Raw genomic sequence first — 23,975 nt, forward strand, 5'->3', positions numbered from 1 at the left:
CGCACCTATAGCCTGAAATGCCCCACCATCCCCTTCAACTCTACCCCCAACTGCGCCAACTCAATGCTGGAGGCCGCGTTGCCCTGCATCGCCAGGGAGGATTGATCGGCACTGGCACGAATGCTGGTGACACTGCGATTGATCTCCTCAGCCACCGAACTTTGCTCCTCGGCGGCGGCGGCAATCTGCAAATTCATCTGCTGAATCAACGACACTGCGGCGGCAATACTGCCTAGCGCACTCTCGGTCTGAAGTGCATCGCTGACCGCCAGTTTGACCAGTTCACCGCTGTTTTGAATCTGCTGCACCGACGACTGTGCCGCCGAGCGCAAGGCGCTGACCAAACGCTCAATCTCTTCGGTTGATTGTTGAGTTCGCTTGGCCAGAGCACGCACTTCGTCAGCCACCACCGCAAACCCCCTACCCTGTTCACCGGCACGGGCCGCCTCAATCGCGGCGTTGAGGGCCAACAAGTTCGTTTGCTCGGCCACGCTCTTGATCACACTCAGCACCGTACCGATATTCTGGATTTGCGCACTCAAGCTCTCAATGCTGGAACTCGCCGAGGTCGCAGAGCTTGCCAACTGCTCGATTCGCGCCATGCTCTGGCGCACCACCTGCTGACCGCTCTCGACCTTGCCGTCGGCGGACAGCGCCGCCTGAGCCGCCTCCTCGGCGTTACGCGCGACGTCATGCACGGTAGCGGTCATCTGGTTCATCGCCGTGGCAACCTGCTCGGTTTCCTCCTTCTGGCTACTGACTTCAAGGTTGGTTTGCTCGGTCACTGTCGACAACGATTGAGCTGAACTGGCCAACTGTTCGATACCGGCCTGTAAACCACTGACGATACTGCTGAGTCCCGCGCCCATCTGCTGCATAGCCTGCATTAGCTGACCGATCTCGTCACGGCGAGTCACCTCAATCGTTGCACTCAAATCTCCCGCCGCAATTTGCTGAGCCACACGAATAACACTGCGCAGCGGTGCCACGATCAAGCGAGTAATGACCCAAGCAGCGATCAGCCCAACGAGCAACGCCAGCGCAGAAGAACCAATAATCAACAGTGAATTCTTTTTCAGCTCCGCCTGCATTGCACCATCTTCGGCGCCGTAAGCCTGATCCACTCGCGCCACCACTTGAGCGGCGCGCTGGTGAAGTTGCTCATAGACGGATTTTTCCTGGGCAAGGAGGCCGGTGTACTCGGTGAGCTTGTCGCTGAAGCTGGCAATATGGCCAGTCACTTCATTGAGTACCGTCTGGTAGCCCTCATCCTTGACCGTAGTCTTGAGCTGCTCGGCCTGGGCCAGCGCCTGATCGGCCTGCTCGATCTTGCCTTTACCGGCGCTGTCGTCGTCACCTTTGCGGCTCTGGTCCAGACGCACGCGGGCTTCGTTCATCGCCTGCAACATCAGTCGCGACACCTGGCTGACCTGATTGGCCTGTTCGATGAATTGCGCACCCTCCTTGCCTTCGGATTCCTTCAAGGTATAAGCGCCATCATCGGCAAGGCCGGCCTGTAATACATCCAGGTTATTAGCCACACTGGACACCGACCAACTGGCCATTTCCAGCGCGAGGTCTTTGGCTTGAGTCAACGAAACGAACTCATCAAATGCCTTGCGATAGGCCTCCAGCGACTGTTCAACGTCATTCATGACCGGCACGTTGGCCGCTGACTGCGCCTTTAACTGGATAGCGAGAGCAATCAGTGCATCCACGCCCTGGTGCAAACCATCGGCCGTTTTCGGGTTCCCGTGCAACGCGTACTCCTGCTCAAGCAAACGCACCTTGAGCAAGCCACTGTTGAGCGCCGACATCTGCTTAAGCCCGTCGAAGCGATGACTGATGGTTTGTAGGGACCAGACGCCGATAGCTGCCACCAAGGCTGTCAGCAACAGCACCAGGACAAATCCGACCCCCAGTTTTTTAGCCATACCGAGGTTAGCAAAACGTCCTTGCACGGCCGAGTTCATTGCGCGTAGTCCCTTTGCCATTATGTATAGGTGCAGATTCGCAACGGGCCTGCGCCAACACAAGACTCTGGCGCCGGAATAATGGCAAAAAGCTACATCTTCGTCGTTTTCAGAACGTTTGAGGTCGATCCGAAGCGGTGGCTTGGAAAAACCCACGGGCGCGGGGATCACAGGCACACGCCACATTGATTCGCTGCCACGCACTGGCCTCACCGCTAGGACTGAACGACGTCGGGGACGACAACAGGACACCAAAACGCCGCGCCGCAATTCGTACCTGTGCATCGTCAACCCGCGATCTCGCCCAGATAAACAACCCGCCTACAGGCTTGCCAAACACCTCCCATCCCGCATCTTCGAGCACTTGCAGCGCCGCGGACCTTTCTGCCGTCAAGCGCTGACGCTGGCGCTGCACCAACTTGCGATAGGCGCCGCTCGCCAGCAGGCAGGCCAGTACCGATTCACAGAACCGGGATGCCCCCATGCTGCTGATCATCTTGACCTGGGCCAGGCGCGAAATAACCTCAGCACCGGCCACCACAAACCCCACACGCAGAGAACTGCTGAGGGTTTTGGAAAAGCTGCCGACGTAAATCACGCTCGCAGCGTCATCCAGCGCCGCAAGCCGCGTACCAGGACCATTGTGCAAGTCGGCATAAATATCGTCTTCAATCACCAGTATTCCGTGGTCTTTGCTCAGTTGTAGAACGCGCTGCGCCACAGCAAGCGTCAGGCTGCTACCGGTGGGGTTATGGTGAAAGCTATTGATAAACAATGCGCGAGGGTTGTGCGCCAGCAACACGCTCTCAAGCACTTGCGTATCAGGCCCGCGCGGGGTTCTAGGCACCTCGACCATGCTGACTCCGTGAAGCCTGAGCAGATCGAAGAGGTGAGCGTAACCGGGACTTTCCACGACCACGCAATCCCCCGGATTAAGCAAGGTGCGAACGATCAGGTCGAGCCCCTGACTGGCGCCGGCGGTCGTCATCACACTGCTTTCGTGCGCCGTGATGCTGAGGCGTTTCAATCGTTTGAGGATCTGTTGACGCAAAGCCGGCAGGCCCAGCGGCGTGCTGTAATTGAACAGGCCCGCCATGTCGGTACGCGCAACTTGGCGAATCGCGTAACCGAGATCATCGGTCTCACGCCAGGCCTCAGGCAGCCCGCCACTGCCCAGGCTCAGCTCACCACAATGACCTGCGGCGCAACTACCGGCCCACTCGCCCCCAGGAAGAGCCTGCGCCGTTTGCGCAACTGGCACTGACGCCGCGACAAAGAACCGCGCCCCCTGACGCGCGCCCAAAACCCCCTGAGCCACTAAGCGCTCACAGGCTTCAATGACACTGGACTGACTGAGCAGGTTGATCCGCGCGATATGCCGCACAGAGGGCAAACGTGTTGCCGGCGGCACTTCGCTGTGACGGATCCAACCTGCCAGCCCGTCAACGATTTGCTGTACGACCGGCACCATTGCCTGTCGATCGATTCTCAATTCCATGAGCAAGCAAACTCCTGTCCGTTTTTTGCTGGAAGCAGTTAATCACAGGAGCGCACTAGAGGCTGTGCGACAACGCCGCCAAAAACGCCAGTTCTAACCATTTGAAACACATTCCATGATGCCTTCAGAGAACTGACGCACGCGTATAAAAAAACCTGCACACGTGCAGGCTTTTTCCACGTTCACTGCCTTGGGTTCAAAACGCTGTAACCCCCCCATCCACCGCCAACGAATGCCCGGTGGTGAATGCCGCACCGTCACTGCACAGGTACAACACCGCACTGGCAATTTCCTCGACCTTACCGATACGTCCGACCGGGTGCATTGCCGTGGCGAACTCACCCTTCTTCGGATCCGCCTCGTAAGCACGACGAAACATATCGGTGTCGATAACCGCCGGACACACCGCATTCACGCGGATTTTCTTCTTGGCATATTCAATAGCCGCTGATTTGGTCAAGCCGATCACCGCGTGCTTCGACGCGGCGTAAATACTCATTTTCGGCGCAGCACCCAAGCCGGCTACCGACGCGGTGTTGACGATCGCACCGCCACCCTGAGCCAGCAGCAGCGGCAATTGATACTTCATGCACAACCACACACCTTTGACGTTGACCCCCATGATCGCGTCGAACTCATCGACAGTCCCCTCGGCCAACTTTCCTTTTTCGATCTCGATACCGGCATTGTTGAAGGCATAGTCCAGACGGCCGTAAGCGTTGATCACTGCTTCCATCAGATTTTTTACATCGCTTTCCAGCGTGACGTCACACCGGACGAAGGTCGCTTCACCACCGACAGCACGAATCAACGCTACGGTCTCCTCACCGCCCGCCGCGTCCAAATCGGCGACCACCACTTTGAGCCCCTCGCCAGCGAACGCCTGGGCCGTTGCGCGGCCAATACCCGCGGCGGCTCCCGTCACAACAGCTACTTGGCCGGAAAACGTCATGCTCATTGTTATGTCCTCATAAAGAAGAATACGGGTGATCGCCTCTTGCCAGTCTAGCCACAGCGCCCCATCGCGCGGCAGCACTATCAGAGGGCCGGTTGAACGCCCATGAGTTGCAGTGATAAAGCAGGCACCCCAACTATCACCGTACTGGATCGACTTGCATTCGCCGCATCAGCCGAACTTGCGACATCGCACTTGAAGGTCTATCAACAAGTCTTCATTCATCTTGAGTGCCCGTCATGACTACCCAGACCAATCGCCAGTTCCTGCTTGCCAAACGCCCGGTGGGTCCGGCGACCCGCGAGACGTTCACCTACCAGGAAGTCCCCGTCGGCGAGCCGGGCTCGGGACAGATTCTGGTCAAGAACGAATACCTGTCTCTGGACCCGGCCATGCGTGGCTGGATGAATGAGGGCAAGTCCTACATCCCCCCGGTCGGTATCGGTGAGGTAATGCGTGCATTGGGCGTAGGCAAGGTAGTGGCTTCAAACAACCCTAGCTTCGCCGTCGGGGACTACGTCAACGGTGCTCTCGGCGTGCAGGATTATTTCCTTGGCGAACCACGAGGTTTCTACAAGGTAGACCCGAAACTGGCGCCGCTGCCACGGTATTTGTCAGCCCTGGGCATGACTGGCATGACTGCCTATTTCGCCCTGCTCGATGTCGGTGTACCCAAGGCCGGCGACACCGTGGTGCTGTCAGGCGCGGCGGGCGCGGTGGGCAGCATTGCCGGGCAGATCGCCAAGCTCAAAGGCTGCCGCGTCATCGGCATCGCGGGCGGCGCGGACAAATGCAAGTTTTTGATCGACGAACTGGGGTTTGACGGCGCCATCGACTACAAGAACGAAGACGTCCACGCGGGCCTCAAACGTGAGTGCCCGAAAGGCGTCGACGTGTATTTCGACAACGTCGGCGGCGACATTCTCGATGCGGTCCTGAGCCGACTGAACCTCAAAGCGCGGGTAGTGATTTGCGGCGCTATCAGTCAGTACAACAACAAGGAAGCCGTCAAAGGACCGGCCAACTATCTTTCACTGCTGGTGAACCGCGCGCGGATGGAAGGCTTTGTGGTGATGGATTACGCCGCACAGTTCGCCGCTGCGGGGCAGGAAATGGCGGGATGGATGGCAACGGGGCAGCTAAAAAGCAAAGAGGACATCGTCGACGGATTGGAGACGTTTCCTGAGACGTTGATGAAATTGTTCAGTGGCGAGAACTTCGGGAAGCTGGTGCTGAAGGTTTAACGCACCGTCTGCCGCCATCACGAGCAAAAGGGGCGAGTGGCGCTATAAGGCGCGATCCGTATGATTGCGCTGAAACACGTCCTCCCCCATCGCAGCGATCTGCCCCTCGATCAACGCTTCGAACGGTCTCAACAACGGTTCGAAGGTCTTCGGTGCTTCCAAGATTTGCAGGGCCCGAACAATCGCCTCCACCGTCGACAACGCCCCAGGCTCCGGCGCCTTGCGCAACCGGTAGCGAGACACCGCGCCGCCGACCAGCGTCACCCTCGGCAACGCCGCCAGCAGCGGGTTAAGGTGCAACATCTTGCGCGCCTTGCGCCATGTGCCGTCCGGAACCACCAGCAGCAACGGTTCGTCCGTCGCGCTATAGCACCGCATTGGCTGCGCATCCTCGGCGGGAAACAACAATCGCGCCGTATAACCTGGCTGATTCAGCAGTGCCGTTAAATCTTCAAACACCTCGCCCACTCTCAACTCGGCATTCTTCAACCCCAGCGCCGCCAGTCGCGCGGTGTTGAGCGCATGATTCACTTCGCTTGGATGCTGCAACAGCAAGACCCGGGTGCGGCTGTCGAGGCTCGGAATCAGCGAACAAAGGCAATGGGGTTGGGGGCGCAGGCAGCGCGGGCATTGAATTCTGGACATCGTCTTAAGCCTGGTTGAGCTGCGCTTTAAGCAAATCGCGAAAAGTCTGGATCAGCGGTTCGCGACTGCGGCCACGGCGCACGATCATCGAAAACGGGGCCTGATAGCCAAAGGTCGCCGGCAGCAGCACGCGCAGGTCACCCTTATCGGCCCAAGCCTGAGCATAGTGCTCCGGCAAATAACCGATGTATGCACCGGACAGCACCAATATCAGTTGGGCTTCCATGCTTTCCACCGTGGCCGCGCTGTGTTTGAAACCATGGCGTGCCAGTTCGGCCTGACTCCAGTAGCCACGGCCGACCATGCGCTGCTGAGTGATGACTTGTTCGGGAATGCGCCGCTCGGTAAACAGCGGATGTCGGCTGCTGCAATACAACCAGTGCTGTTCACGGTACAGCGGCATGTAGACCAGACCACTCATGCGCGTTGAAAACGCACCGATGGCCAGGTCGAGGCGATTGTCCTGCACGCCGAGTTGCAGCTCATAAGGGCTCATGACCGACAGGTGCAAATGCACCGCCGGGTGTTCCTGACTGTAGGCGCCGATGGCTTCAGCGAAGGGCAAGGCCTTGTCGCTGACGGTGGAGTCGATGACTCCCAGGTTCAAAGTGCCGCGCAGTTCACCCTTGAGGGCCGCGGCGTATTGTTCAAACCCTTCGAGCTCACCCAAAAGGCGCAGCGTTTCTTGATGAAACAGCTCGCCTTTGCTGGTCAGGCTGAACCCGCCACGGCCGCGATGGCAAAGTACCAGGCCCAGCGCCGCTTCGAGCTGACTCATGTACGTGCTGATGGCCGAGGTCGAGAGATTGAGTTCGTGCTGGGCGCTGGCAAACCCCTGATGGCGAACCACGCTGACGAAGATGCGCAATAGTTTGAGGTCGGGTAAAGCGTTGGCCATTGGGAAGGTTCCGTCTTTAGCGGGTGCGCACACGAACGCAAGTCTATCGCCGCGCCGCTCATTAGTTTAGAAAAATCTGAACTAAGTATTTGTCCGCAGCGATTCTTCCCACCCACTGCATTTCGCAAAATCGCCCCCTAATACAAAAAAGATGAGGCCCTACCCGTGGACAAGATTCTTCACCAACCACTGGGCGGCAATGAAATGCCGCGCTTCGGCGGCATCGCCACCATGATGCGACTCCCCCACCTGCCCACCGCTGCTGGCCTGGACGCGGCTTTTATTGGCGTGCCGCTGGACATCGGCACGTCGCTACGCCCCGGCACTCGTTTCGGGCCGCGTGAGATCCGTGCCGAATCCGTCATGATCCGCCCCTACAACATGGCCACTGGCGCTGCACCGTTCGACTCGCTGTCGGTCGCCGACATAGGTGATGTGGCGATCAACACGTTCAACTTGCTGGATGCCGTGCGGATCATCGAAGAGTCCTACAACGCTATTCTCGAACACGATGTGATTCCCCTGACCCTGGGCGGCGATCACACCATTACTCTGCCCATCCTGCGTGCGATTCATAAAAAGCACGGCAAGGTGGGTTTGGTACATATCGACGCCCACGCCGACGTCAACGATCACATGTTTGGCGAGAAAATCGCCCACGGCACCACGTTCCGCCGTGCTGTTGAAGAAGGTCTCCTGGACTGCGATCGCGTGGTGCAAATTGGTTTGAGGGCCCAGGGCTACACCGCTGAAGACTTCAACTGGAGCCGTAAACAAGGCTTCCGAGTGGTCCAGGCCGAAGAGTGCTGGCACAAATCGCTGGCGCCGTTGATGGCCGAGGTGCGCGAAAAAGTCGGCGGCGGTCCGGTGTACCTGAGTTTCGACATTGACGGCATCGATCCGGCCTGGGCTCCAGGCACTGGCACCCCGGAAATCGGCGGCCTGACGACCATTCAGGCGATCGAGATTGTCCGTGGCTGCCAAGACCTCGACCTGGTCGGATGCGATCTGGTAGAAGTCTCGCCCGCTTACGACACCAGCGGCAACACCTCGCTGCTGGCCGCCAACCTGCTGTACGAAATGCTCTGCGTACTGCCGGGCGTGGCCCACCGCTGAGAATCGGTCATGAACGAACAGACTCAGGTACTCAGCGCTGCCGCTGAACTGGTATCGGCATTTGCCCGAAACGATCGCGCAGGCTACTTCGGTGCTTTCAGCGCCGATGCCAGCTTCGTGTTCTACACCCTCGAACAGCCTCTGCTGTCGCGCGATGCCTATCAGGCGTTGTGGGACAGTTGGCGGGCCGAGGATAGCTTCGAGGTGCTGTCATGTACCTCAAGCAACGCCTTTGTCAGCCTGCAAGGTGACGTGGCGATTTTCATCCATGACGTAGCCACCGAGCTGCGCCTGCAAGGGACGCGACACTTCAGCCAGGAGCGCGAGACGATTGTTTTCAAAAAACAAGCGTCTGGCCCACAACAACAAGGCCATTGGCTGGCCTGCCACGAACATTTATCCGCAATGCCGGAAGGGCTGCCACCCCCTTAGCCAAACAGGTGACGCTCGCACACGATGAGCGCGCCTTTATGATCGGAGCTGATCATGAATAAAAACAACAACGACCAAAGCCTTACACGAATAGAAACCTATGGGGTAGAACAAATCCCAGACAGCGAACGCACCGCAGGCCCGACGGACTTGTTCCGGATGATCTTCGGCGGTTCAAACACGTTTGCCACCGCCGTGCTCGGTAGTTTCCCGGTGCTGTTCGGCCTGTCCTTTCAGGCGGGCGTCTGGGCAATCGTGCTAGGCGTGTTGCTGGGCTCGCTAATCCTGGCGCCGATGGGCCTGTTCGGCCCGCTGAACGGCACCAACAACGCGGTGTCGTCTGGCGCGCACTTCGGTGTGCATGGGCGGATCGTCGGTTCGTTCCTGTCACTGTTGACGGCTATCGCTTTCTTCTCGCTGTCAGTATGGAGTTCGGGGGATGCCCTCGTGGGTGGCGCCAAACGCCTGATCGGCCTACCGGAAACCGACCTGACCCTGGGACTGGCTTACGGTCTGTTTGCGATTCTGGTGCTGACGGTGTGTATTTACGGCTTCCGCTTTCTGTTGTGGGTCAACAAGATCGCGGTGTGGAGCGCCAGTCTGCTGTTTCTGCTGGGCATCTTCGCATTCGCCGGGCCTTTCGATGTGAACTACACCGGCACTGTGAGCATGGGCCAACCGGGTTTCTGGGCGGCCTTCATCGGCGCGGCACTGGTGGCCATGAGCAACCCGATTTCCTTCGGTGCGTTCCTCGGTGATTGGTCACGCTACATCCCGCGTGACACGTCCAAGGGCCGGATCATGGCCGCCGTCGTCCTGTCGCAAATTGCCACGTTCATCCCGTTCCTGTTCGGCCTGACCACGGCCACCATTGTGGCGATCAAGGCGCCAGACTATATCGCCGCCAACAACTATGTCGGCGGTTTGCTGGCGGTGTCGCCCAACTGGTTCTTCCTGCCGGTGTGCATGATTGCGGTGATCGGCGGCATGTCCACCGGCACCACGTCGCTCTATGGCACCGGGCTGGACATGTCCAGCGTGTTCCCACGTCTACTGTCGCGGGTCAAAGCCACGCTGCTGATCGGGCTGATGTCGATTGCCTTCATCTTCATCGGGCGCTTTGCGGCAAACCTGGTGCAGAGCGTATCGACGTTCGCCGTGCTGATCATCACCTGCACCACGCCATGGATGGTGATCATGATCATCGGCCTGGTGGTGCGGCGCGGCTTCTACTGCCCGGATGACCTGCAAGTGTTCACCCGTGGCGAGAAAGGTGGCCGTTACTGGTTCACCCATGGCTGGAACTGGCGCGGTCTTGGGGCCTGGATCCCGAGCGCACTGGTAGGTCTGTGCTTCGTGAACCTGCCGGGACAATTTGTCGGTGTCCTCGGGAATTTGGCGGGGGGCATCGACATCAGCCTCCCCGTAACCCTGGGCCTTGCCTCGCTGGTGTACTTGGCGCTGCTCAGCTTGTTTCCAGAGCCAGCAGCCGTGTTCGGCCCAGACGATACACGCAGCAAGGGCACGGATTCGCTCGCAAAATCGACGATGCGACAAGCTGCCTGATCCAACACGCGCCCCCAGGGATTGCTGTTGACCTCACCATAAAAAAAATAATCGGAGACCTGCCACCATGGCACTGGATTTATTTGTCGTCCTCATCTACGCCGCCGCGATGCTCGTGCTCGGCTACTACGGCATGCGCAAAGCCAAAACCAACGAAGACTATCTGGTCGCCGGGCGCAACCTGGGTCCGACCTTGTACATGGGCACCATGGCCGCCACCGTTCTGGGCGGTGCATCCACCGTCGGCACCGTGCGCCTGGGTTACGTGCATGGTATTTCCGGCTTCTGGCTGTGTGCCGCGCTAGGTTGCGGGATCGTGGCGCTGAACCTTTTCCTGGCCAAACCGCTGCTCAAACTGAAGATTTATACCGTCACCCAGGTCCTGGAGAAACGCTATAACCCGATGGCCCGCTCCGCGAGCGCAGCGATCATGCTGGCCTACGCGCTGATGATCGGCGTAACCTCTATCCTGGCCATCGGCACGGTGCTGCAAGTGCTGTTCGGCCTGCCGTTCTGGATGTCGGTATTGCTCGGCGGTGGTGTAGTGGTGATCTATTCGACCCTCGGCGGCATGTGGTCGCTGACCCTGACCGACATCGTTCAGTTCGTCATCAAGACGGTCGGCCTAATGTTTATCCTGTTGCCAATCTGTCTGTACCGCGTCGGCGGCTGGGATGCGTTGGTGTTGAAACTGCCAGCGTCCAACTTCAGCTTCACCACCATTGGTTGGGACACCATCATCACCTACTTCATGATCTATTTTTTCGGGATCTTGATCGGCCAGGACATCTGGCAACGAGTGTTCACCGTCAAGACCGCAAAAATCGCGCAGTACGCGGGGACCTTCGCCGGCTTCTACTGCATCCTTTACGGCCTGGCCTGCGCACTGATCGGCATGGCGGCTCACGTCCTGATTCCGGATCTGGACAACGTCAACAACGCCTTCGCCGCCATCGTCAAACTGTCCCTGCCGGACGGCGTCCGTGGCCTGGTGATCGCTGCCGCGCTGGCGGCCATGATGTCCACCGCCAGCGCGGGGCTGCTGGCGGCGTCCACAACGCTGACCGAAGACCTGCTGCCGAAATTGCGCGGCGGTAAGCCGTCGAGCCTGAACATCAACCGTCTGTTCACACTGCTGACCGGCATCGCGGTGCTGGGTATCGCCTTGGTGGTCAACGATGTGATCAGCGCACTGACCCTGGCCTACAACCTGTTGGTAGGCGGCATGCTTATCCCGCTGATGGGTGCAATTTTCTGGAAACGCGCGACCACTTCCGGCGCCATCGCCAGCATGGGCATGGGCTTCGCCACCGCACTGGTGTTCATGCTCAAGGACGGCCTGGATGCCAACACGCCGATTTACTACAGCCTGGGCGTGGGACTGGTGAGCTTCGTCCTGGTCAGCCTGTTGTCTCGTCGCCCAGTCATGGTGGCGAGCGCGATCTAAGCTGGTCCTGTCGCTACAACGTTCTTCAACGGGTGTGGCAGTGGTTGTCACACCCGTTTTTTTACTTGGAGAACAGCCTATGAAGATCGTCAGCCGCGATCAGTGGTTCGAGGTCAAACAACTCAGTGACGACATTCGCCTGATTCATGAGCCTTACATCCGCCCCTTCTACCGCTGCAACCTGTGGCACATTCAGGGTCGTGACAAAGATTTGCTGCTGGACAGCGGTTCCGGGCTGGTGAGCTTGCGCGAGCAACTGCCGTGGATCACCGAGCGGCCGCTGGCGGCGGTCGCCAGTCACTGCCATTTCGATCATATCGCCGGCCATCACGAATTTCCTGAACGCTTGGTACACCCGGCAGAAGCGCAGATCCTCGCTAAGCCTGACGGGATAAATACCTTGGCCACGGCGTTTGTCGGTGACGAGATGTTCGAAGCCCATCCCGATTGCCCGCTGTGCTATGCGGAATATCAGGTGAAAGGCGCGCCGGCCACAGGGCTGATTGAAGAAGGCGATGTGCTGGATCTGGGTAATCGGGTATTACAGGTTTTGCATACACCGGGCCATTCACCGGGCGGTATCAGCCTGTATGAAGCAACCACCGAAACCCTGTTCAGCGGTGACATCATCTACGACGGGCCGCTGATCGAAGACGCCTACCACTCCAACGTCGAGGACTACGCCCGCAGCTTGCAGCGATTGCGCACGCTGCCAATCCGCACCGTGCATGGCGGGCATTTCGGAAGTTTTTCCGGGGAGCATTTGCGAGCGATGATTGAACAATGGTTGCGGCGCCATAGCTGAGGCCCAAGGATGAGGCCAAGCCCGGTTGCTTACTGCACTTTTTGAGACAGATGAAATAGCCTGTGACGAGATGGCTTGTCTGCATCAAGCCGCTAAACGCCCCCAAACCGTTTAGCCAGGTTTAGTCAGGCAGGCAACATCAGCAGACTTTACGACGGCTTTGCAGTAGACAGCAGAACGGGGGCAAGCCCCCTGGCCACAACTACCGGCGGCGCGGCTGACGCCGGCGTTGCTCGTCGTCAGTGCGAATAGGCACAGGTTGCAGAGGCGGCTCGATCAAACCGAGTGCGACACCCAGATCATGCAGCCAATTTTGGATTTTCTCTTTCATGGTGCCCCCTTTAGGGTAGTGCTGAGTGGCGGAATTCTGTAGCCACTTCGCACTGATAATAGTCCGAAGTCCTACGCAATGCTCGCCGAAGATCGCAATGATCTGTTACTGAATCGATCCAAATTACCCACCATTAGTTCAAGCCATCGCCTGAACCTGAAGCGTTGCTGACGGATACACCGCCTGCTGCTGCTCAATCCACGCATTCAGATTGGCCCCCAGCATGCCTTTGCGCCACATCAGCCAGGTCGTCGCGCGGGCAAAAGGTTCAGCCAACGGGTGGACCGCAACGCTTTCACGACCCGGCAGACTGGCCAGCATGGACTCCGACATCAGCGCCACCCCCGAGCCGGCAATCACACACGCCAGCATCCCCGGGTAGGACTCAATCTCCATGGCTCGGCCCATGGCTGCGTGGTCATGAGCAAACCAGGCCTCCAGGCGCATCCGGTAGGAACAGCCCCGACGGAAGGTAAACACTGAGCGCCCTTCCACATCCAGAGCGTTGCGCACCGGAGGGTGATCAGCCTCGCTGATCAGTACCAGCCGTTCCTCGCACAGTGGCACCCCATCGAGGCCGGCCAGCTCCAGCGGGCCGTCCACCAACGCTGCATCGAGGCGCCCGGTGAGCAAGCCTTCGAGTAACTCGCCACTCGGCCCGGACTGCACTTGCAGGTTCACCGCCGGATAAGTGCGGTGGTAACGGGCCAACAGTCCCGGCAGGTGGATAGCGGCCGTGCTGTACATGGTGCCGAGCACGAAGTCACCGGCCGGTTGCCCGCCCTGCACGGCAGCATGGGCTTCGTCGTGCAAGGCGAACAGTCTGGCGGTGTAGTCCAGCAAGACTTTTCCCGCAGGCGACAGCTGCAAACGCTGACGCTCGCGCACGAATAGCTCCACACCAAGTTGCTCTTCCAACTGTTTAAGCCGGGTCGAAAGGTTCGACGGCACCCGGTGCAGGCGTTCGGCTGCACGAGTGATGGATCCCTCTTGGGCGACAGCTTGAAAGATCCGCAGTTGGCTAAATTCCACTGCATTCTCCAAAAAAGAACAAGTTGCTCACTATTATTCATTTTTAAAGAAAGTCAATCAGTCCTAGCCTGACGGTCATTGATCCTCTGCTGGAACTCAAATCATGTCACCACTGATTCGCTTACTCGCCAGTTTTATCGCCTTGATGATGGCCATGGGCATCGGTCGTTTCGCCCTTACTCCACAACTGCCGCACCTGCTCAGCGAAGGCCAGATTGACCTGACAGCCGCCGGCCTGATCGCGGCGGCCAACTACCTCGGCTACTTCGTCGGTGCGGTGGACGCTATGTTCGCTCGCCGCCCCGGACAAGTCCGCGGACGTTTACTCGCGGGGTTGTGGCTCTGCGTCTTGCTGACGCTCGCCTCTTACTGGGCCAACGGCTTCTGGGCTCATCTGGTACTGCGCTTTGGCACCGGCGTGGCCAGCGCCTGGGTGCTGGTGATGATCACCGCGCTGAGTCAACCCCTGGCGGCGGCAGCCGGACGTCCTCGACTGGGCGCACTGGTATTTGCCGGGCCGGGGCTAGGGATTTTTCTGACAGGGTTGTTAGCCTTAGGCTCGAACCTGCTGGGGCAAACGTCGGCGACCTTATGGCTGCTGTATGCCGCTGTCGGTCTGGTGATGCTGCTGGTGATTCTGCCCTTCCTGCCGCAACCAATCGCGCCCGTTGCCGCGCCAACTGGCGGTGCGGCGAGCCAGCAAGGCATCGGCCGCTTAGGGGTGGTCTATGGTTTGTTCGGTTTGGGCTACATCATTCCCGCCACTTTCCTCTCGCAAATGGCCAGTGCGCAGTTCAAAGGAGAGTGGCAGGCAGACCTGTTCTGGCCATGCTTCGGCCTCGCAGCCGCTATCGGTGTGGTGTTAGTGAGTCTGCGCCGGCACAACCCAAACACCACTCAGCGTTGGCTGATGGCGATGTTATGGCTGCAAGCCGCCGGGGTGTTCGCCTGCTTGCTGGGCAGCGGTGCTGGCCTGGCGCTAGGCGTGATCCTTTGCGGCACGCCATTTCTGGCCTCTATGCAACTGGTGATGCAACGCTCCAGGGAACTGGCGCCCCAAGCGACCCAGCGCAACGCCGGGTTGCTCACCGCATGCTTTGCCGTCGGTCAGCTGTGCGGACCACTGCTGGCCGCGCTGAGCAGCCATTTCAGCGGCGGTCTACACCCTGCGCTGGTGTTTGCCGGCAGCGGGCTGCTGATCGCCGGAGGTCTGTTGCTGAATCCGATCAATGCTGGCCGAGGGCTTTGCGCAAACGGCGGCGCACCCACTGCTCAGCACTGACAAACGTGATACCCAACAACACCAGCACCGCGCCGATAACGAAATTGAAGCTGAGCGCTTCGCCGAGCAACACCACACCGAACGTGACGCCAAACAGCGGCGTCATGAACGAAAACACCGCCAGATTCGCCGCCAGATAACGGCGTAGTAACCAGAACCACGTCAGGTAACTGAAGAAGGACACCACCAGTCCCTGAAACAGCACACTGGCCACCGCCACGGTCGTCAAGCTGACATGAGTCACCTGGCCACTGAGCACTGCAATCAGCAACAGGCCGACAAAACCAACGATCAATTGATAGAACAGGGTCAGGGTCACCGGTGCTTCCGACAGGCGAGAGGCTCGCACAACCACCGTGGTCGCGCCCCATGAGGCACCCGCCAGAACGCCCAAGGCATCACCCAGCAACATACGGTGATCAAGGTGATCCCAGGAAACACCACCGGCAAACGCAACGGCAATCCCGACGAAAGCGAGAAAGATCCCCAGCCATTGAACCGGTCTTAAACGCTCACTGGGCAACAGCCAATGAACGCCCAGCGCGGTGAAGATCGGCGCGGTGTAAAGAAACACCGACATGTGCGCCGCAGTGGTCAGCTGCAAGCCTTCGGAAATGAAGTAAAACTCCAGACCAAAAAGCGCTCCCGCCAGCAGTCCGGCACGCCAGGTGTCGCCCACTTGGTCCCAACCGCCCTTCCAGCAGATGAGAAGTCCTACGAGCAACGCGGAAATACCTGAGCGCCCCGCCGCCTGCATGACCGGAGCGATGTCCGGCGCCGCCCATTTGATCATCACCTGCTGCACGCCCCAGATCAGGCACAAACCCATCATCACTTGCAGCGCAAACCCGTCGGCGCTACGCCGGGTGGCGCTCACCGGAACACCTCGATAACACAATCCATGGCAATGACTCGACAGTAAAAGCAAAGCCCCGACCCTCGTGTTAAGCAACGCGGGCCAGGGCGAAAAATTATGCTGTCGATTATCAACCAAATGGCCAGAAAATGCCGCCAGCCACAGACCTTTAAATACCTCGTTGCGTCAGGCTGACGTGACCAATGCAACAGATTGCTGTGCCTGTTCGCGCTTAGCCAGAACGAAGAACAGCAGACCACCTAGAAAGCAGCCAGTGAACCAGGCGAAGTTGGCCATCGGTTGCAGTACCGGAATGAAGGTAATGGTTACGCCGACCAAGGTCGCCGGAATCAGTGCCTTGACCGCCGTCCAGTTGACCCCGCCGCTGTAGTAATACTTCCCGCTCGGGCCGTCATTAAACAGGGCGTCAACGTCGATCTGCTGCTGCTTGATCCAGTAGTAATCCACGAGCAAAATCCCGAACAACGGTCCGATGAACGCAGCCAGCACATCGAGGGTGTAGTGAATCACTTCGGGGTTGTTGAACAGGTTCCACGGGGTGATGAAAATCGACGCCAAGGCGGCGATCATGCCGCCAGCACGCCAACTGATTTTGCTCGGTGCAACGTTGGCGAAGTCAAACGCCGGAGACACAAAGTTCGCGACGATGTTGATGCCGATGGTCGCGGTGACGAAAGCGAAGGCACCCAGCAGCACAGCCACGTTGTTGTCGATGCGTGAGACGGTGGCGATCGGGTCGTGAAGCATTTCACCGAACACCGGCAAGGTGCCGGAAACAATCACCACAGCCACCAGCGAAAACGCCAGAAAATTCACCGGCAACCCCCAGAAATTGCCCCGGCGTACATCGTTCATGCTGCGGCAGTAACGGCTGAAGTCGCCGAAATTCAAGGTCGGGCCAGAGAAATACGACACCACCAGTGCCATCGCGACAATCACCTGACCGAACGCTTCCCAGCCGGACAGGGATTTTTCAGCAAGGGTAAAGCTGATGTTGCTCCAACCTGCCTGCCAGACTATCCAGCCGGCGAGCATGAACATCACGCCATACACCACAGGGCCTGCCCAGTCGATGAAACGTCGGATCGACTCCATACCGGTCCAGAACACCAGCGCTTGAACTAACCACAGGCTCAGAAAACCGAACCACCCTAAGTAGGACAAACCAGCGAAGTGGGGTTCAGCGTAGGCCGCCATCGAAGGAAAAAACCGCAACACGACGATGATCAGAGCGCTCGACGCCAGATAAGTCTGAATCCCATACCAGGCCACCGCGATCAGCCCCCTAATCACCGCAGGAATATTCGCCCCGAAGACACCGAACGCCAACCGGCAAATCACCGGGTAGGGCACCGCGGCTTGCTGACTCGGCCTGGCCACCAGGTTGGCGATCACCTGCACGATGCAAATCCCGCCGAGCAAGGCAATCAACACCTGCCAACTGGCCAGCCCCAACGCGAACAAACTGGCGGCGAATACGTACCCTCCGACGCTATGCACGTCGCTCATCCAAAAAGCGAAAATGTTGTACCAATTCCATTTTTGCGGCAGCGGCCCCAGGTCTTGGTTATACAAGCGGGGGCTGTAGCCGTTGGGCATTTTCTCGGTCATCGCGGGGCTCCTCGAAAGTACAGGCAAGGCCCCCGAGATTGATGTGGCGACCACACTGCACACGGGAGCTGGCATGGTTTGTATACGAATTGCCACGCAGAATGCGTGCCAAATGAGCAGAAGGTGTGACAGTGATGGCTTTCAGACCAGAAAATGACCTGGTACTGAAACCTTCTAAAAAGAATTTTTGCTCACGAACAGGGCGTTCGCGCCTACAAATAGTGCAGATTTTTCTGTATACAACCGTAATCACTGACTGCTGCTCGCGAAGGCATTCGACCCGTCAGCAAAAATTACAGTTGGGTGTTGGCCCTTCTGTTCGCCACAAAAAACCCGAACGTACACGCCACACACGTCGCAACAGCGCCCCAAGCCATATCCATTGCAGCTAACTGCGCCGACCAGCCTTTCAGCGTCGCCCAGTTGCTCAGGTCATACGTGCCGTAAGCCACCAACCCCAGCAACGCGCCCAAACGCGCGGCGCGCTGCCAAGAACTCGACGGCAATACCACGAACACCACACACCCGATCACATAAAGGAGATAGAACACCGCTGCCGGGGCCAGCAGCGGTTGGTCGAGCATCAGCCCGCCGAGCAGCGCCCGGTAGGTCGGCGCCATCAAAACGCCGAGCCAGACGCCATCGAGTACGAGAAACGCAAGCAAGGTGCCAGCGTAGGCAAACAACGCTTTTTTCATAGCCATCCAACCCCATGTGATCGACCTACATGGGGCCGACGAAAGGTCAGCTTAGTTCAATGCGATCGGCATGAATTACAATCTGGCCGTTCTTGTACAACGCGCCAATAGCCTTCTTGAAATTACCTTTGCTGACACCGAACATGCTGCTGATCAGCGTAGGATCGCTCTTGTCGCTGATGGGCAGGGTGCCGTTGTTATCGCGCAACTTGCTGAGGATTTTCGAGTTCAGACTGGTCGCAGCTTCCTCGCCCACCGGTTGCAGGCTGAGGCTGATCTTGCCGTCGGGACGGACTTCCTTGATAAAGCCCTTCTCTTCTTTACCGGCCCGCATGAACTTGAAAATTTCGTTCTTGTGGATCAGGCCCCAGTGTTTGTTATTGATGATTGCCTTGAAGCCCATGTCGGTGGCTTCGGCAACCAGCAGATCAACTTCTTGGCCGGCGGTGTAGTTGGCCGGGGTTTTGTCCAGATAGCGATCCAGGCGCGCAGTGGCGGTGATGCGACGGGTATGCTTGTCGAGATAGACATGCACCACCACATACTCACCCGCGGTCATCTGACGCTTTTCTTCGGAGTACGGAAGCAACAGGTCTTTGGGCAGGCCCCAATCCAGGAAGACGCCAATGCTGTTGACTTCAACGACTTTCAAACTGGCGAATTCACCGACCTGAACTTTCGGTGTTTCGGTAGTTGCGATGAGCTTGTCATCGCTGTCCAGATAAACAAAAACGTTGAGCCAGTCTTCATCTTCGCTGGGAATATCTTTGGGGATATAACGATTAGGCAGGAGGATTTCCCCGTCCGCACCACCGTCCAGGTATAAACCGAAGTTAGTGTGTTTAACCACTTGCAAACTGTTGTAACGCCCGACTAAAGCCATTTCCAATACCCTCATTGCGTGGGCGGCATTCTACCCGGTTTTGCCGTTCGCGCTCGCTAGCCGGCCCGGTGGCGCAAGAAAATCTCTGCGAACCCCTTAATTTCGGTGGATTCCCCGACATGCATCAGGCCGCTCGTCTGACCAAATCGGCGTTCATGGCCACTGTCCGCCCTGCCTAAAATGCTTTGCGCTAACTCACGTTCTTATTTAAAACAGCGGCTTAGCAGGGTATTTCGAACAATAACTTGTGAGTAATCGAGCGATATCCTCGGTTATTTCAGGGGGATATTTACCAAGCAATTGTCAAGTATTTCCTGTACGATGCTTGGCCAAGTTAATTTTCTATAGGTTAATGGCCGCCATGCGTGTAAAAGCATCCAACAGCAAAGCAAAGCCAGCTCCAGCCGTTGAAACCAGCGAATCGATCAACAACCAGATTGCTGCGTTCCTGAAGTCTGGCGGCGAGATTCAGCAAATTGCCAAAGGCGTCAGCGGCCAAACGTTCGGCCCGTCAAAACAGATTACTCTGGGCAAAAAGTAACCCTGCGCGTCACCTGGTCCCTAAGCGCTTTGAACATCGAAGCGCTTGGACTGGAACCCTTGTATCCCCCCCGCTAAAACAACCCATGTTGCAAAAATCGACGAACGGCCCTCAAAACCGAGTATTCGCCGGTATGCTTGCACACGTCTAGATCAAGCGTTTCGACAGGTTTCTGATTCCTGCTCCTCGCTGTTCATGGAGTGACGCATGCTCAAATCCTCCTGCTTAATGTTCGCCACCCTGCTGTCGTGTTCAGTCGCTCACGCGCAAATCTTCCAGCGAGAACTGGGCGACTTCGACCTCAAACTCGGCACCACTCCCAGCCGCAGCATGGCCCAAGGGCTGGTAAAACCTTCGACAACCGGCTCGTTCCATGGCGGTCTCGACCTGGGTCACGACAGTGGCTGGTACGTCGGCCAGTGGGCGCCGAGCATGGGTGTGAGCCCCGGCAGCAATCTTGAGGTGGATTCCTACCTGGGCTTTAAACAGCCTTTTGATAAAACACTCGGCTATGAAGTCGGCATGATGCACTACAGCTACCCCGAAGTGGGTACGCTCGACAGCCAGGAATTTTTCGGCGGCCTGACCGTGTTGGGCAGCCGTTTCGGCGCCGCCTTCAGTAACGACCCGGACAAACAGAACAGCACGCTGTTCGCCGATTTGGGTGGCAATCAGCCCTTCGGCATCGGCGTCAGCATGAAATACACCACCCACCAACTCAACAGCCCGGTTTCCGTCGACGGAGGGTCAGTCAGCACGTTCACCGACTGGTCATTGCAACTGTCCCGAGCCTTCATGGGCATCGATCTAGACCTGATTTACAGCGACTCCAGCCTCAGCGGCAGCAACTGCTCTGCGTACTCCGGACACAACAGCCAATGCGATGGACTCGTGACCCTCAAGGCCGAACGCGCCTTCTATTGATCCGCTGAACTGCGGGGCTCATTCTGCGTTCACATAGAAGGCCCTCCTTTAGAAGCCAGGCTCACGCAAGGATTCGCTCATGTCGCGCTGGTTTAAACACATCGTTGTGCTAGTCACCCTCACGCTCGCCCTCGGTGCGTGCAGCCGAGTGGGACTGGCTTACCGCAACCTTGACGTGATCATCCCGTGGACCCTCAGCGACTACCTGGACATGAGTGGCGAGCAAAAAGGCTGGTTCAATGAACGCCTCAAAGAGCATCTGAGCTGGCACTGCACCACACAACTACCGGGTTATCTCGACTGGCTCGACCGTTTACAAGCCATGGTCGAAGCGAATCAAGTCAGCGATGCGACCCTGCAGGCCCGTACCCTGGAAGCCAAACAGGCCATCGCCCAGACCGCACGAGCGATTACCCCTTCGGCCATCGAACTGTTGCAGGGGCTGAACGACAAGCAAATCGCGGACATGAATGATGCCTTCGTCAAGGACCAGCGCAAACGCCAGGAGGAATACCTCACGCCGCCCCTCGATCAGCAGATCAAGGAACGTAGCGAGCGCATGCAGAAAAGGCTGAACGACTGGCTTGGTCCCCTCAGCACCCGCCAGCAGCAACGTGTCGTGACGTGGTCAAAGGTCTTGGGCGAGCAGAATCAGCAGTGGCTTGCCAACCGCGCTCACTGGCAGCAGCAGTTCAGTGCCGCGCTAGCACAACGCCAAAGCCCCGAGTTCGCGCAGCAGATAGAGACGCTGCTGGTCAATCCCGAGCGTTTGTGGACGCCGGCTTATCAATTGGCCTACGCCGACACTGAGGCTCAGGCACGAGGATTGATCGTCGATTTGATGGCCGAAAGTACGCCCGCCCAGCGTCAGCGCTTGTTGAAAAAAATCGACGGAGTGCGCAAAGACTTCAATGATTTGAAATGTCTGAAGGCCGCGAAGCCGGTGGGCTCGTGAAGTCCTCCTCAACAACGACCTTCTTTTCGGCCACCAACCGCATATGTAGCCGCAGCCCCTCGGCACTGTTCTCAGCCCAAAGCTGCCCACCCTGACGCTGCACTGCATTCCTGGCAATACTCAAACCCAGTCCAAACCCGCCATCCCCCGGCCGCGAACCGTCGAGTCGTGTAAAAGGCGAGAAGATCCGTTCAAGATCCGCGTCAGCCACTCCACCGCCCTGATCCTCCAACCACAGATGCCAGAAGTTGCCCTCACGCTGCCCGGCGAGGCGCACCACACCTGCGCTCGGTGAATGACGAATCGCATTGCGCAGGATGTTTTCCAGCGCCTGCGCCAGCGCATTGAGATTGCTGCGCACCCAGCACGACGAGTCGACCTCACATAGCAACTGACTGGCTGGCCAGCCGCTTTCGTAGCACGCATTTTCCGTGAGCATGTCCCATAAGGCGTGAACCTGAATCGCTTCGTCGGGCAACGGTTTACGTTCGGTATCGAGCCACGCCAATTGCAAGGTGTCATCGACCAGACGCTGCATGCCGTCAACCTCGCGGCCGATGCGCTCGCGCAATTGCAGCAACCCCTGCTCGCTTTCGCTGGCCACCCGCAGACGACTCAAGGGCGTGCGCAATTCGTGGGACAGGTCACGCAACAGTTGCTGTTGCAAGGCCACAGTGCCTTGCAAGCGCTCGGACATATGATCAAACGCGCGCCCCAGCTCACCCAGCTCATCCGAACGATTGGTGGTGTGACATGACAGACGGACGTTCAAGGGATCGGCGCGCCAGGCACTGACTTGTTCACGCAGGCTATTCAACGGCACCACCAGCAACCGATACAGGCCGACGCACAGCAGCAGCGTACACACTCCCGGAATGACGGCTGTCGTGATCACGTGCCAAAACAGCCGATAGCTGCCCGGCAGGAAGCGCTGAGGCAACTCGATCACCACGCTGCCGGCCGACGGATCATTGGGAAAAGGCACCTTCAGCCACGGAAGATTTTTCGAACGAAGACTGATCGGCCAGTCCGGACCACGTAAAAACGTCAGGTGCTGGAGTTCCTTGTCTGTCAGCGGGGTGCCGCCAAGGGACCGTAAATCTCCGCTGATGACCCCGACCCACGTCGATTCGCGCTGGCGGACACTGTCCAGCCAGGTATCGACGCCGCTGCGCTGACCCTCGTTCCAGGCGCGCTCTGCCTGGTGCGCAAACTGCGCCAACGCGCCACGCGCCTGGTCGGACAGAAACAGGTTTTTCTCCTCCATGTAGCGGCCCCAGGACCCGCTCAGCCAGATCATCAGCAGACAGAACGCGACCAACAGGCACGCCAGCTTCCAGAACAGCGAATGCCGGCCAGGCAGGTCAGGACATTTCATCAACGGCACTCAATACATAACCTTTGCCCCATACCGTGCGCACTTCGCGCTCGGTGTAACCGGTGGCCTTGAGTTTGCGGCGGATCTGGCTGATGTGCATATCGAGGCTGCGATCATGAGGGGCATACCCCCGTTGCAGGACATGCTGATAAAGGAAAGCTTTGCTCAATACTTCGTCTGCGTTGCGATTGAGCGTGTCCAGCAGCCGATACTCGCTGCGCGTCAGGCCGGCGGCGCGCCCATCGTAAAAGACTTCGCACAGATCATCATCGAGCCGCAGGCCATGTGCGTCACGTGCAGGCGCTGGCGGTTCAGGGCGGCGATCAAGCGCCACTCGCCGCAGGATGGCTTCGATACGCACCCGCAACTCCGCCATGCTGAACGGCTTAGGCAGGTAGTCGTCGGCGCCCAGGCGAAAGCCGCTGATGCGATCCGCTTCCGCGCCGAGTGCCGACATCAGCAGCACGGGCGTTGCATGGCTCTGGCGCAATTGGGTGAGCACCGCCAGACCGTCCAGCCCCGGCAGCAGAATGTCCATCAGCACGACATCGAAAGGATGCCGACGGGCAATCGCCAGGCCCTCGTGACCGTTCTGGCACCAGGTCACCTGAAAGCCACAGCGGCCAAGATGGTCGTGGACATAGGCGCCCAGGACAAGGTCATCTTCAATGGACAGAATGCGAGGAGCGTTGTGAGCGATTGGCGTCATGAGCATCTGCAAATAATTCTCAATCGCCGATTATTCAAGATTGCCTCGCCAGGGGCAACCCACGGATGGACATCGATGCAAAAGCACTAGCCGGCGAGACAAATCACCTCGTCAATTTTAGAAAGATTGCCTGCAAGCAAATCGCTACACTGCGCAAGTGGTACGTGCCGGATGC

General features: G+C 58.3%; 23 protein-coding genes and 1 pseudogene. 10 read left to right on the top strand and 14 right to left on the bottom strand.

The genetic code is table 11. The features are described from left to right. Positions 1–5: 5 nt before the first annotated feature. The 4 genes and pseudogenes from RHM68_RS26770 to RHM68_RS18065 all read right to left on the bottom strand — a co-directional run bounded on the left by RHM68_RS26770 (position 6) and on the right by RHM68_RS18065 (position 4,429). The gene (locus RHM68_RS26770; protein ID WP_416195249.1) at positions 6–887 is read right to left on the bottom strand and encodes a methyl-accepting chemotaxis protein; all 882 of its coding nucleotides are present in this window, start codon (positions 885–887) and stop codon (positions 6–8) included. Beyond that, positions 867–2,159 (bottom strand): annotated as a pseudogene (locus RHM68_RS26775) (HAMP domain-containing protein); the annotation flags it as partial. The gene RHM68_RS26770 and the pseudogene RHM68_RS26775, both read right to left, overlap by 21 nt. Next, a complete protein-coding gene (locus tag RHM68_RS18060; protein WP_322217379.1) occupies positions 2,083–3,471 on the bottom strand; it encodes a PLP-dependent aminotransferase family protein in 1,389 nt (462 codons plus the stop codon). The gene RHM68_RS18060 and the pseudogene RHM68_RS26775, both read right to left, overlap by 77 nt. 196 nt (positions 3,472–3,667) lie before the next feature. Continuing rightward, positions 3,668–4,429 carry an SDR family oxidoreductase gene (locus RHM68_RS18065; protein WP_322217380.1) on the bottom strand — a complete coding sequence of 254 codons (762 nt, stop codon included), beginning with the start codon at positions 4,427–4,429 and terminating at the stop codon, positions 3,668–3,670. A 236-nt stretch (positions 4,430–4,665) separates the two neighbouring features. Between RHM68_RS18065 and RHM68_RS18070 the strand changes: the two genes are divergently transcribed. Beyond that, positions 4,666–5,670, top strand: a complete 1,005-nt coding sequence (locus tag RHM68_RS18070; RefSeq protein ID WP_322217382.1) for an NADP-dependent oxidoreductase — start codon at positions 4,666–4,668, stop codon at positions 5,668–5,670. A 42-nt stretch (positions 5,671–5,712) separates the two neighbouring features. Here RHM68_RS18070 and RHM68_RS18075 read toward each other — a convergent pair whose 3' ends face one another. Next, a complete protein-coding gene (locus tag RHM68_RS18075) occupies positions 5,713–6,315 on the bottom strand; it encodes a tRNA-uridine aminocarboxypropyltransferase (RefSeq protein WP_322217385.1) in 603 nt (200 codons plus the stop codon). A 4-nt stretch (positions 6,316–6,319) separates the two neighbouring features. Then, positions 6,320–7,213, bottom strand: a complete 894-nt coding sequence (locus RHM68_RS18080; protein ID WP_322217387.1) for a LysR family transcriptional regulator — start codon at positions 7,211–7,213, stop codon at positions 6,320–6,322. A 165-nt stretch (positions 7,214–7,378) separates the two neighbouring features. On the opposite strand from RHM68_RS18080, the gene speB reads away from it, so the two are divergent. The 5 genes from speB to RHM68_RS18105 all read left to right on the top strand — a co-directional run bounded on the left by speB (position 7,379) and on the right by RHM68_RS18105 (position 12,579). After that, on the top strand, positions 7,379–8,329 hold the full coding sequence (gene speB, locus RHM68_RS18085) for an agmatinase (RefSeq protein ID WP_322217389.1): 951 nt from the start codon (positions 7,379–7,381) through the stop codon (positions 8,327–8,329). Positions 8,330–8,338: 9 nt separating this feature from the next. Further along, positions 8,339–8,761 (top strand): YybH family protein, encoded by a 423-nt coding sequence (locus tag RHM68_RS18090; protein ID WP_322217391.1) that lies wholly within the window; start codon positions 8,339–8,341, stop codon positions 8,759–8,761. 54 nt (positions 8,762–8,815) lie between these two features. Further along, complete coding sequence (locus RHM68_RS18095; RefSeq protein WP_322217393.1) at positions 8,816–10,327, top strand: purine-cytosine permease family protein; 1,512 nt, start codon at positions 8,816–8,818, stop codon at positions 10,325–10,327. Positions 10,328–10,394: 67 nt separating this feature from the next. Next, a complete protein-coding gene (locus RHM68_RS18100; protein ID WP_322217396.1) occupies positions 10,395–11,774 on the top strand; it encodes a sodium:solute symporter in 1,380 nt (459 codons plus the stop codon). A gap of 79 nt (positions 11,775–11,853) precedes the next feature. Beyond that, positions 11,854–12,579 carry an MBL fold metallo-hydrolase gene (locus RHM68_RS18105; RefSeq protein WP_322217398.1) on the top strand — a complete coding sequence of 242 codons (726 nt, stop codon included), beginning with the start codon at positions 11,854–11,856 and terminating at the stop codon, positions 12,577–12,579. A gap of 202 nt (positions 12,580–12,781) precedes the next feature. Here RHM68_RS18105 and RHM68_RS18110 read toward each other — a convergent pair whose 3' ends face one another. Then, a complete protein-coding gene (locus RHM68_RS18110) occupies positions 12,782–12,910 on the bottom strand; it encodes a PA1414 family protein (protein WP_003184145.1) in 129 nt (42 codons plus the stop codon). A gap of 138 nt (positions 12,911–13,048) precedes the next feature. Next, entirely contained in the window at positions 13,049–13,942 is an 894-nt protein-coding gene (gene ptrR / locus RHM68_RS18115) for a putrescine utilization regulator PtrR (RefSeq protein ID WP_322217406.1), read from the bottom strand. Positions 13,943–14,045: 103 nt separating this feature from the next. Between ptrR and RHM68_RS18120 the strand changes: the two genes are divergently transcribed. Beyond that, complete coding sequence (locus RHM68_RS18120; RefSeq protein ID WP_322217409.1) at positions 14,046–15,224, top strand: MFS transporter; 1,179 nt, start codon at positions 14,046–14,048, stop codon at positions 15,222–15,224. On the opposite strand, the gene RHM68_RS18125 is transcribed toward RHM68_RS18120, so the two are convergent. From RHM68_RS18125 to RHM68_RS18140, 4 genes are all read right to left on the bottom strand, one after another. Then, positions 15,169–16,101, bottom strand: coding sequence for a DMT family transporter (locus RHM68_RS18125; protein ID WP_322217411.1), 933 nt, complete (start codon positions 16,099–16,101; stop codon positions 15,169–15,171). The two genes, RHM68_RS18120 and RHM68_RS18125, sit on opposite strands and share 56 nt — an antisense overlap. 165 nt (positions 16,102–16,266) lie before the next feature. Beyond that, entirely contained in the window at positions 16,267–17,712 is a 1,446-nt protein-coding gene (locus tag RHM68_RS18130; RefSeq protein ID WP_322217413.1) for an NCS1 family nucleobase:cation symporter-1, read from the bottom strand. A gap of 293 nt (positions 17,713–18,005) precedes the next feature. Beyond that, entirely contained in the window at positions 18,006–18,410 is a 405-nt protein-coding gene (locus RHM68_RS18135) for a DUF2177 family protein (RefSeq protein WP_322223841.1), read from the bottom strand. 46 nt (positions 18,411–18,456) lie between these two features. Further along, positions 18,457–19,293, bottom strand: coding sequence for a S1 RNA-binding domain-containing protein (locus RHM68_RS18140; RefSeq protein WP_322217416.1), 837 nt, complete (start codon positions 19,291–19,293; stop codon positions 18,457–18,459). A 352-nt stretch (positions 19,294–19,645) separates the two neighbouring features. Here RHM68_RS18140 and RHM68_RS18145 point away from each other — a divergent pair, with 352 nt between their 5' ends. From RHM68_RS18145 to RHM68_RS18155, 3 genes are all read left to right on the top strand, one after another. After that, the gene (locus RHM68_RS18145) at positions 19,646–19,834 is read left to right on the top strand and encodes a hypothetical protein (RefSeq protein WP_017337097.1); all 189 of its coding nucleotides are present in this window, start codon (positions 19,646–19,648) and stop codon (positions 19,832–19,834) included. A gap of 207 nt (positions 19,835–20,041) precedes the next feature. Continuing rightward, positions 20,042–20,758 carry a TorF family putative porin gene (locus tag RHM68_RS18150; protein WP_322217419.1) on the top strand — a complete coding sequence of 239 codons (717 nt, stop codon included), beginning with the start codon at positions 20,042–20,044 and terminating at the stop codon, positions 20,756–20,758. A gap of 79 nt (positions 20,759–20,837) precedes the next feature. Further along, positions 20,838–21,713 (top strand): DUF6279 family lipoprotein, encoded by an 876-nt coding sequence (locus tag RHM68_RS18155; RefSeq protein WP_322217421.1) that lies wholly within the window; start codon positions 20,838–20,840, stop codon positions 21,711–21,713. On the opposite strand, the gene RHM68_RS18160 is transcribed toward RHM68_RS18155, so the two are convergent. Next, entirely contained in the window at positions 21,667–23,091 is a 1,425-nt protein-coding gene (locus tag RHM68_RS18160; protein WP_322217423.1) for a sensor histidine kinase, read from the bottom strand. The genes RHM68_RS18155 and RHM68_RS18160 overlap by 47 nt on opposite strands. After that, positions 23,078–23,800 carry a response regulator transcription factor gene (locus RHM68_RS18165; RefSeq protein ID WP_322217426.1) on the bottom strand — a complete coding sequence of 241 codons (723 nt, stop codon included), beginning with the start codon at positions 23,798–23,800 and terminating at the stop codon, positions 23,078–23,080. The genes RHM68_RS18160 and RHM68_RS18165 overlap by 14 nt, the downstream gene beginning before the upstream one ends. Between the last annotated feature and the right edge of the window lie 175 nt (positions 23,801–23,975).

Source organism: Pseudomonas sp. DC1.2 (assembly GCF_034351645.1).
Lineage (GTDB): Bacteria > Pseudomonadota > Gammaproteobacteria > Pseudomonadales > Pseudomonadaceae > Aquipseudomonas.

Bases quoted from the DNA above. Each gene is read 5' to 3' on its own strand.
- RHM68_RS26770 (WP_416195249.1), bottom strand. From the start codon at position 887: ATGCAGGCTATGCAGCAGATGGGCGCGGGACTCAGCAGTATCGTCAGT.
- RHM68_RS18060 (WP_322217379.1), bottom strand. From the start codon at position 3,471: ATGGAATTGAGAATCGATCGACAGGCAATGGTGCCGGTCGTACAGCAA.
- RHM68_RS18065 (WP_322217380.1), bottom strand. From the start codon at position 4,429: ATGAGCATGACGTTTTCCGGCCAAGTAGCTGTTGTGACGGGAGCCGCC.
- RHM68_RS18070 (WP_322217382.1), top strand. From the start codon at position 4,666: ATGACTACCCAGACCAATCGCCAGTTCCTGCTTGCCAAACGCCCGGTG.
- RHM68_RS18075 (WP_322217385.1), bottom strand. From the start codon at position 6,315: ATGTCCAGAATTCAATGCCCGCGCTGCCTGCGCCCCCAACCCCATTGC.
- RHM68_RS18080 (WP_322217387.1), bottom strand. From the start codon at position 7,213: ATGGCCAACGCTTTACCCGACCTCAAACTATTGCGCATCTTCGTCAGC.
- RHM68_RS18090 (WP_322217391.1), top strand. From the start codon at position 8,339: ATGAACGAACAGACTCAGGTACTCAGCGCTGCCGCTGAACTGGTATCG.
- RHM68_RS18095 (WP_322217393.1), top strand. From the start codon at position 8,816: ATGAATAAAAACAACAACGACCAAAGCCTTACACGAATAGAAACCTAT.
- RHM68_RS18100 (WP_322217396.1), top strand. From the start codon at position 10,395: ATGGCACTGGATTTATTTGTCGTCCTCATCTACGCCGCCGCGATGCTC.
- RHM68_RS18105 (WP_322217398.1), top strand. From the start codon at position 11,854: ATGAAGATCGTCAGCCGCGATCAGTGGTTCGAGGTCAAACAACTCAGT.
- RHM68_RS18110 (WP_003184145.1), bottom strand. From the start codon at position 12,910: ATGAAAGAGAAAATCCAAAATTGGCTGCATGATCTGGGTGTCGCACTC.
- RHM68_RS18120 (WP_322217409.1), top strand. From the start codon at position 14,046: ATGTCACCACTGATTCGCTTACTCGCCAGTTTTATCGCCTTGATGATG.
- RHM68_RS18130 (WP_322217413.1), bottom strand. From the start codon at position 17,712: ATGACCGAGAAAATGCCCAACGGCTACAGCCCCCGCTTGTATAACCAA.
- RHM68_RS18135 (WP_322223841.1), bottom strand. From the start codon at position 18,410: ATGAAAAAAGCGTTGTTTGCCTACGCTGGCACCTTGCTTGCGTTTCTC.
- RHM68_RS18140 (WP_322217416.1), bottom strand. From the start codon at position 19,293: ATGGCTTTAGTCGGGCGTTACAACAGTTTGCAAGTGGTTAAACACACT.
- RHM68_RS18145 (WP_017337097.1), top strand. From the start codon at position 19,646: ATGGCCGCCATGCGTGTAAAAGCATCCAACAGCAAAGCAAAGCCAGCT.
- RHM68_RS18150 (WP_322217419.1), top strand. From the start codon at position 20,042: ATGCTCAAATCCTCCTGCTTAATGTTCGCCACCCTGCTGTCGTGTTCA.
- RHM68_RS18155 (WP_322217421.1), top strand. From the start codon at position 20,838: ATGTCGCGCTGGTTTAAACACATCGTTGTGCTAGTCACCCTCACGCTC.
- RHM68_RS18160 (WP_322217423.1), bottom strand. From the start codon at position 23,091: ATGAAATGTCCTGACCTGCCTGGCCGGCATTCGCTGTTCTGGAAGCTG.
- RHM68_RS18165 (WP_322217426.1), bottom strand. From the start codon at position 23,800: ATGACGCCAATCGCTCACAACGCTCCTCGCATTCTGTCCATTGAAGAT.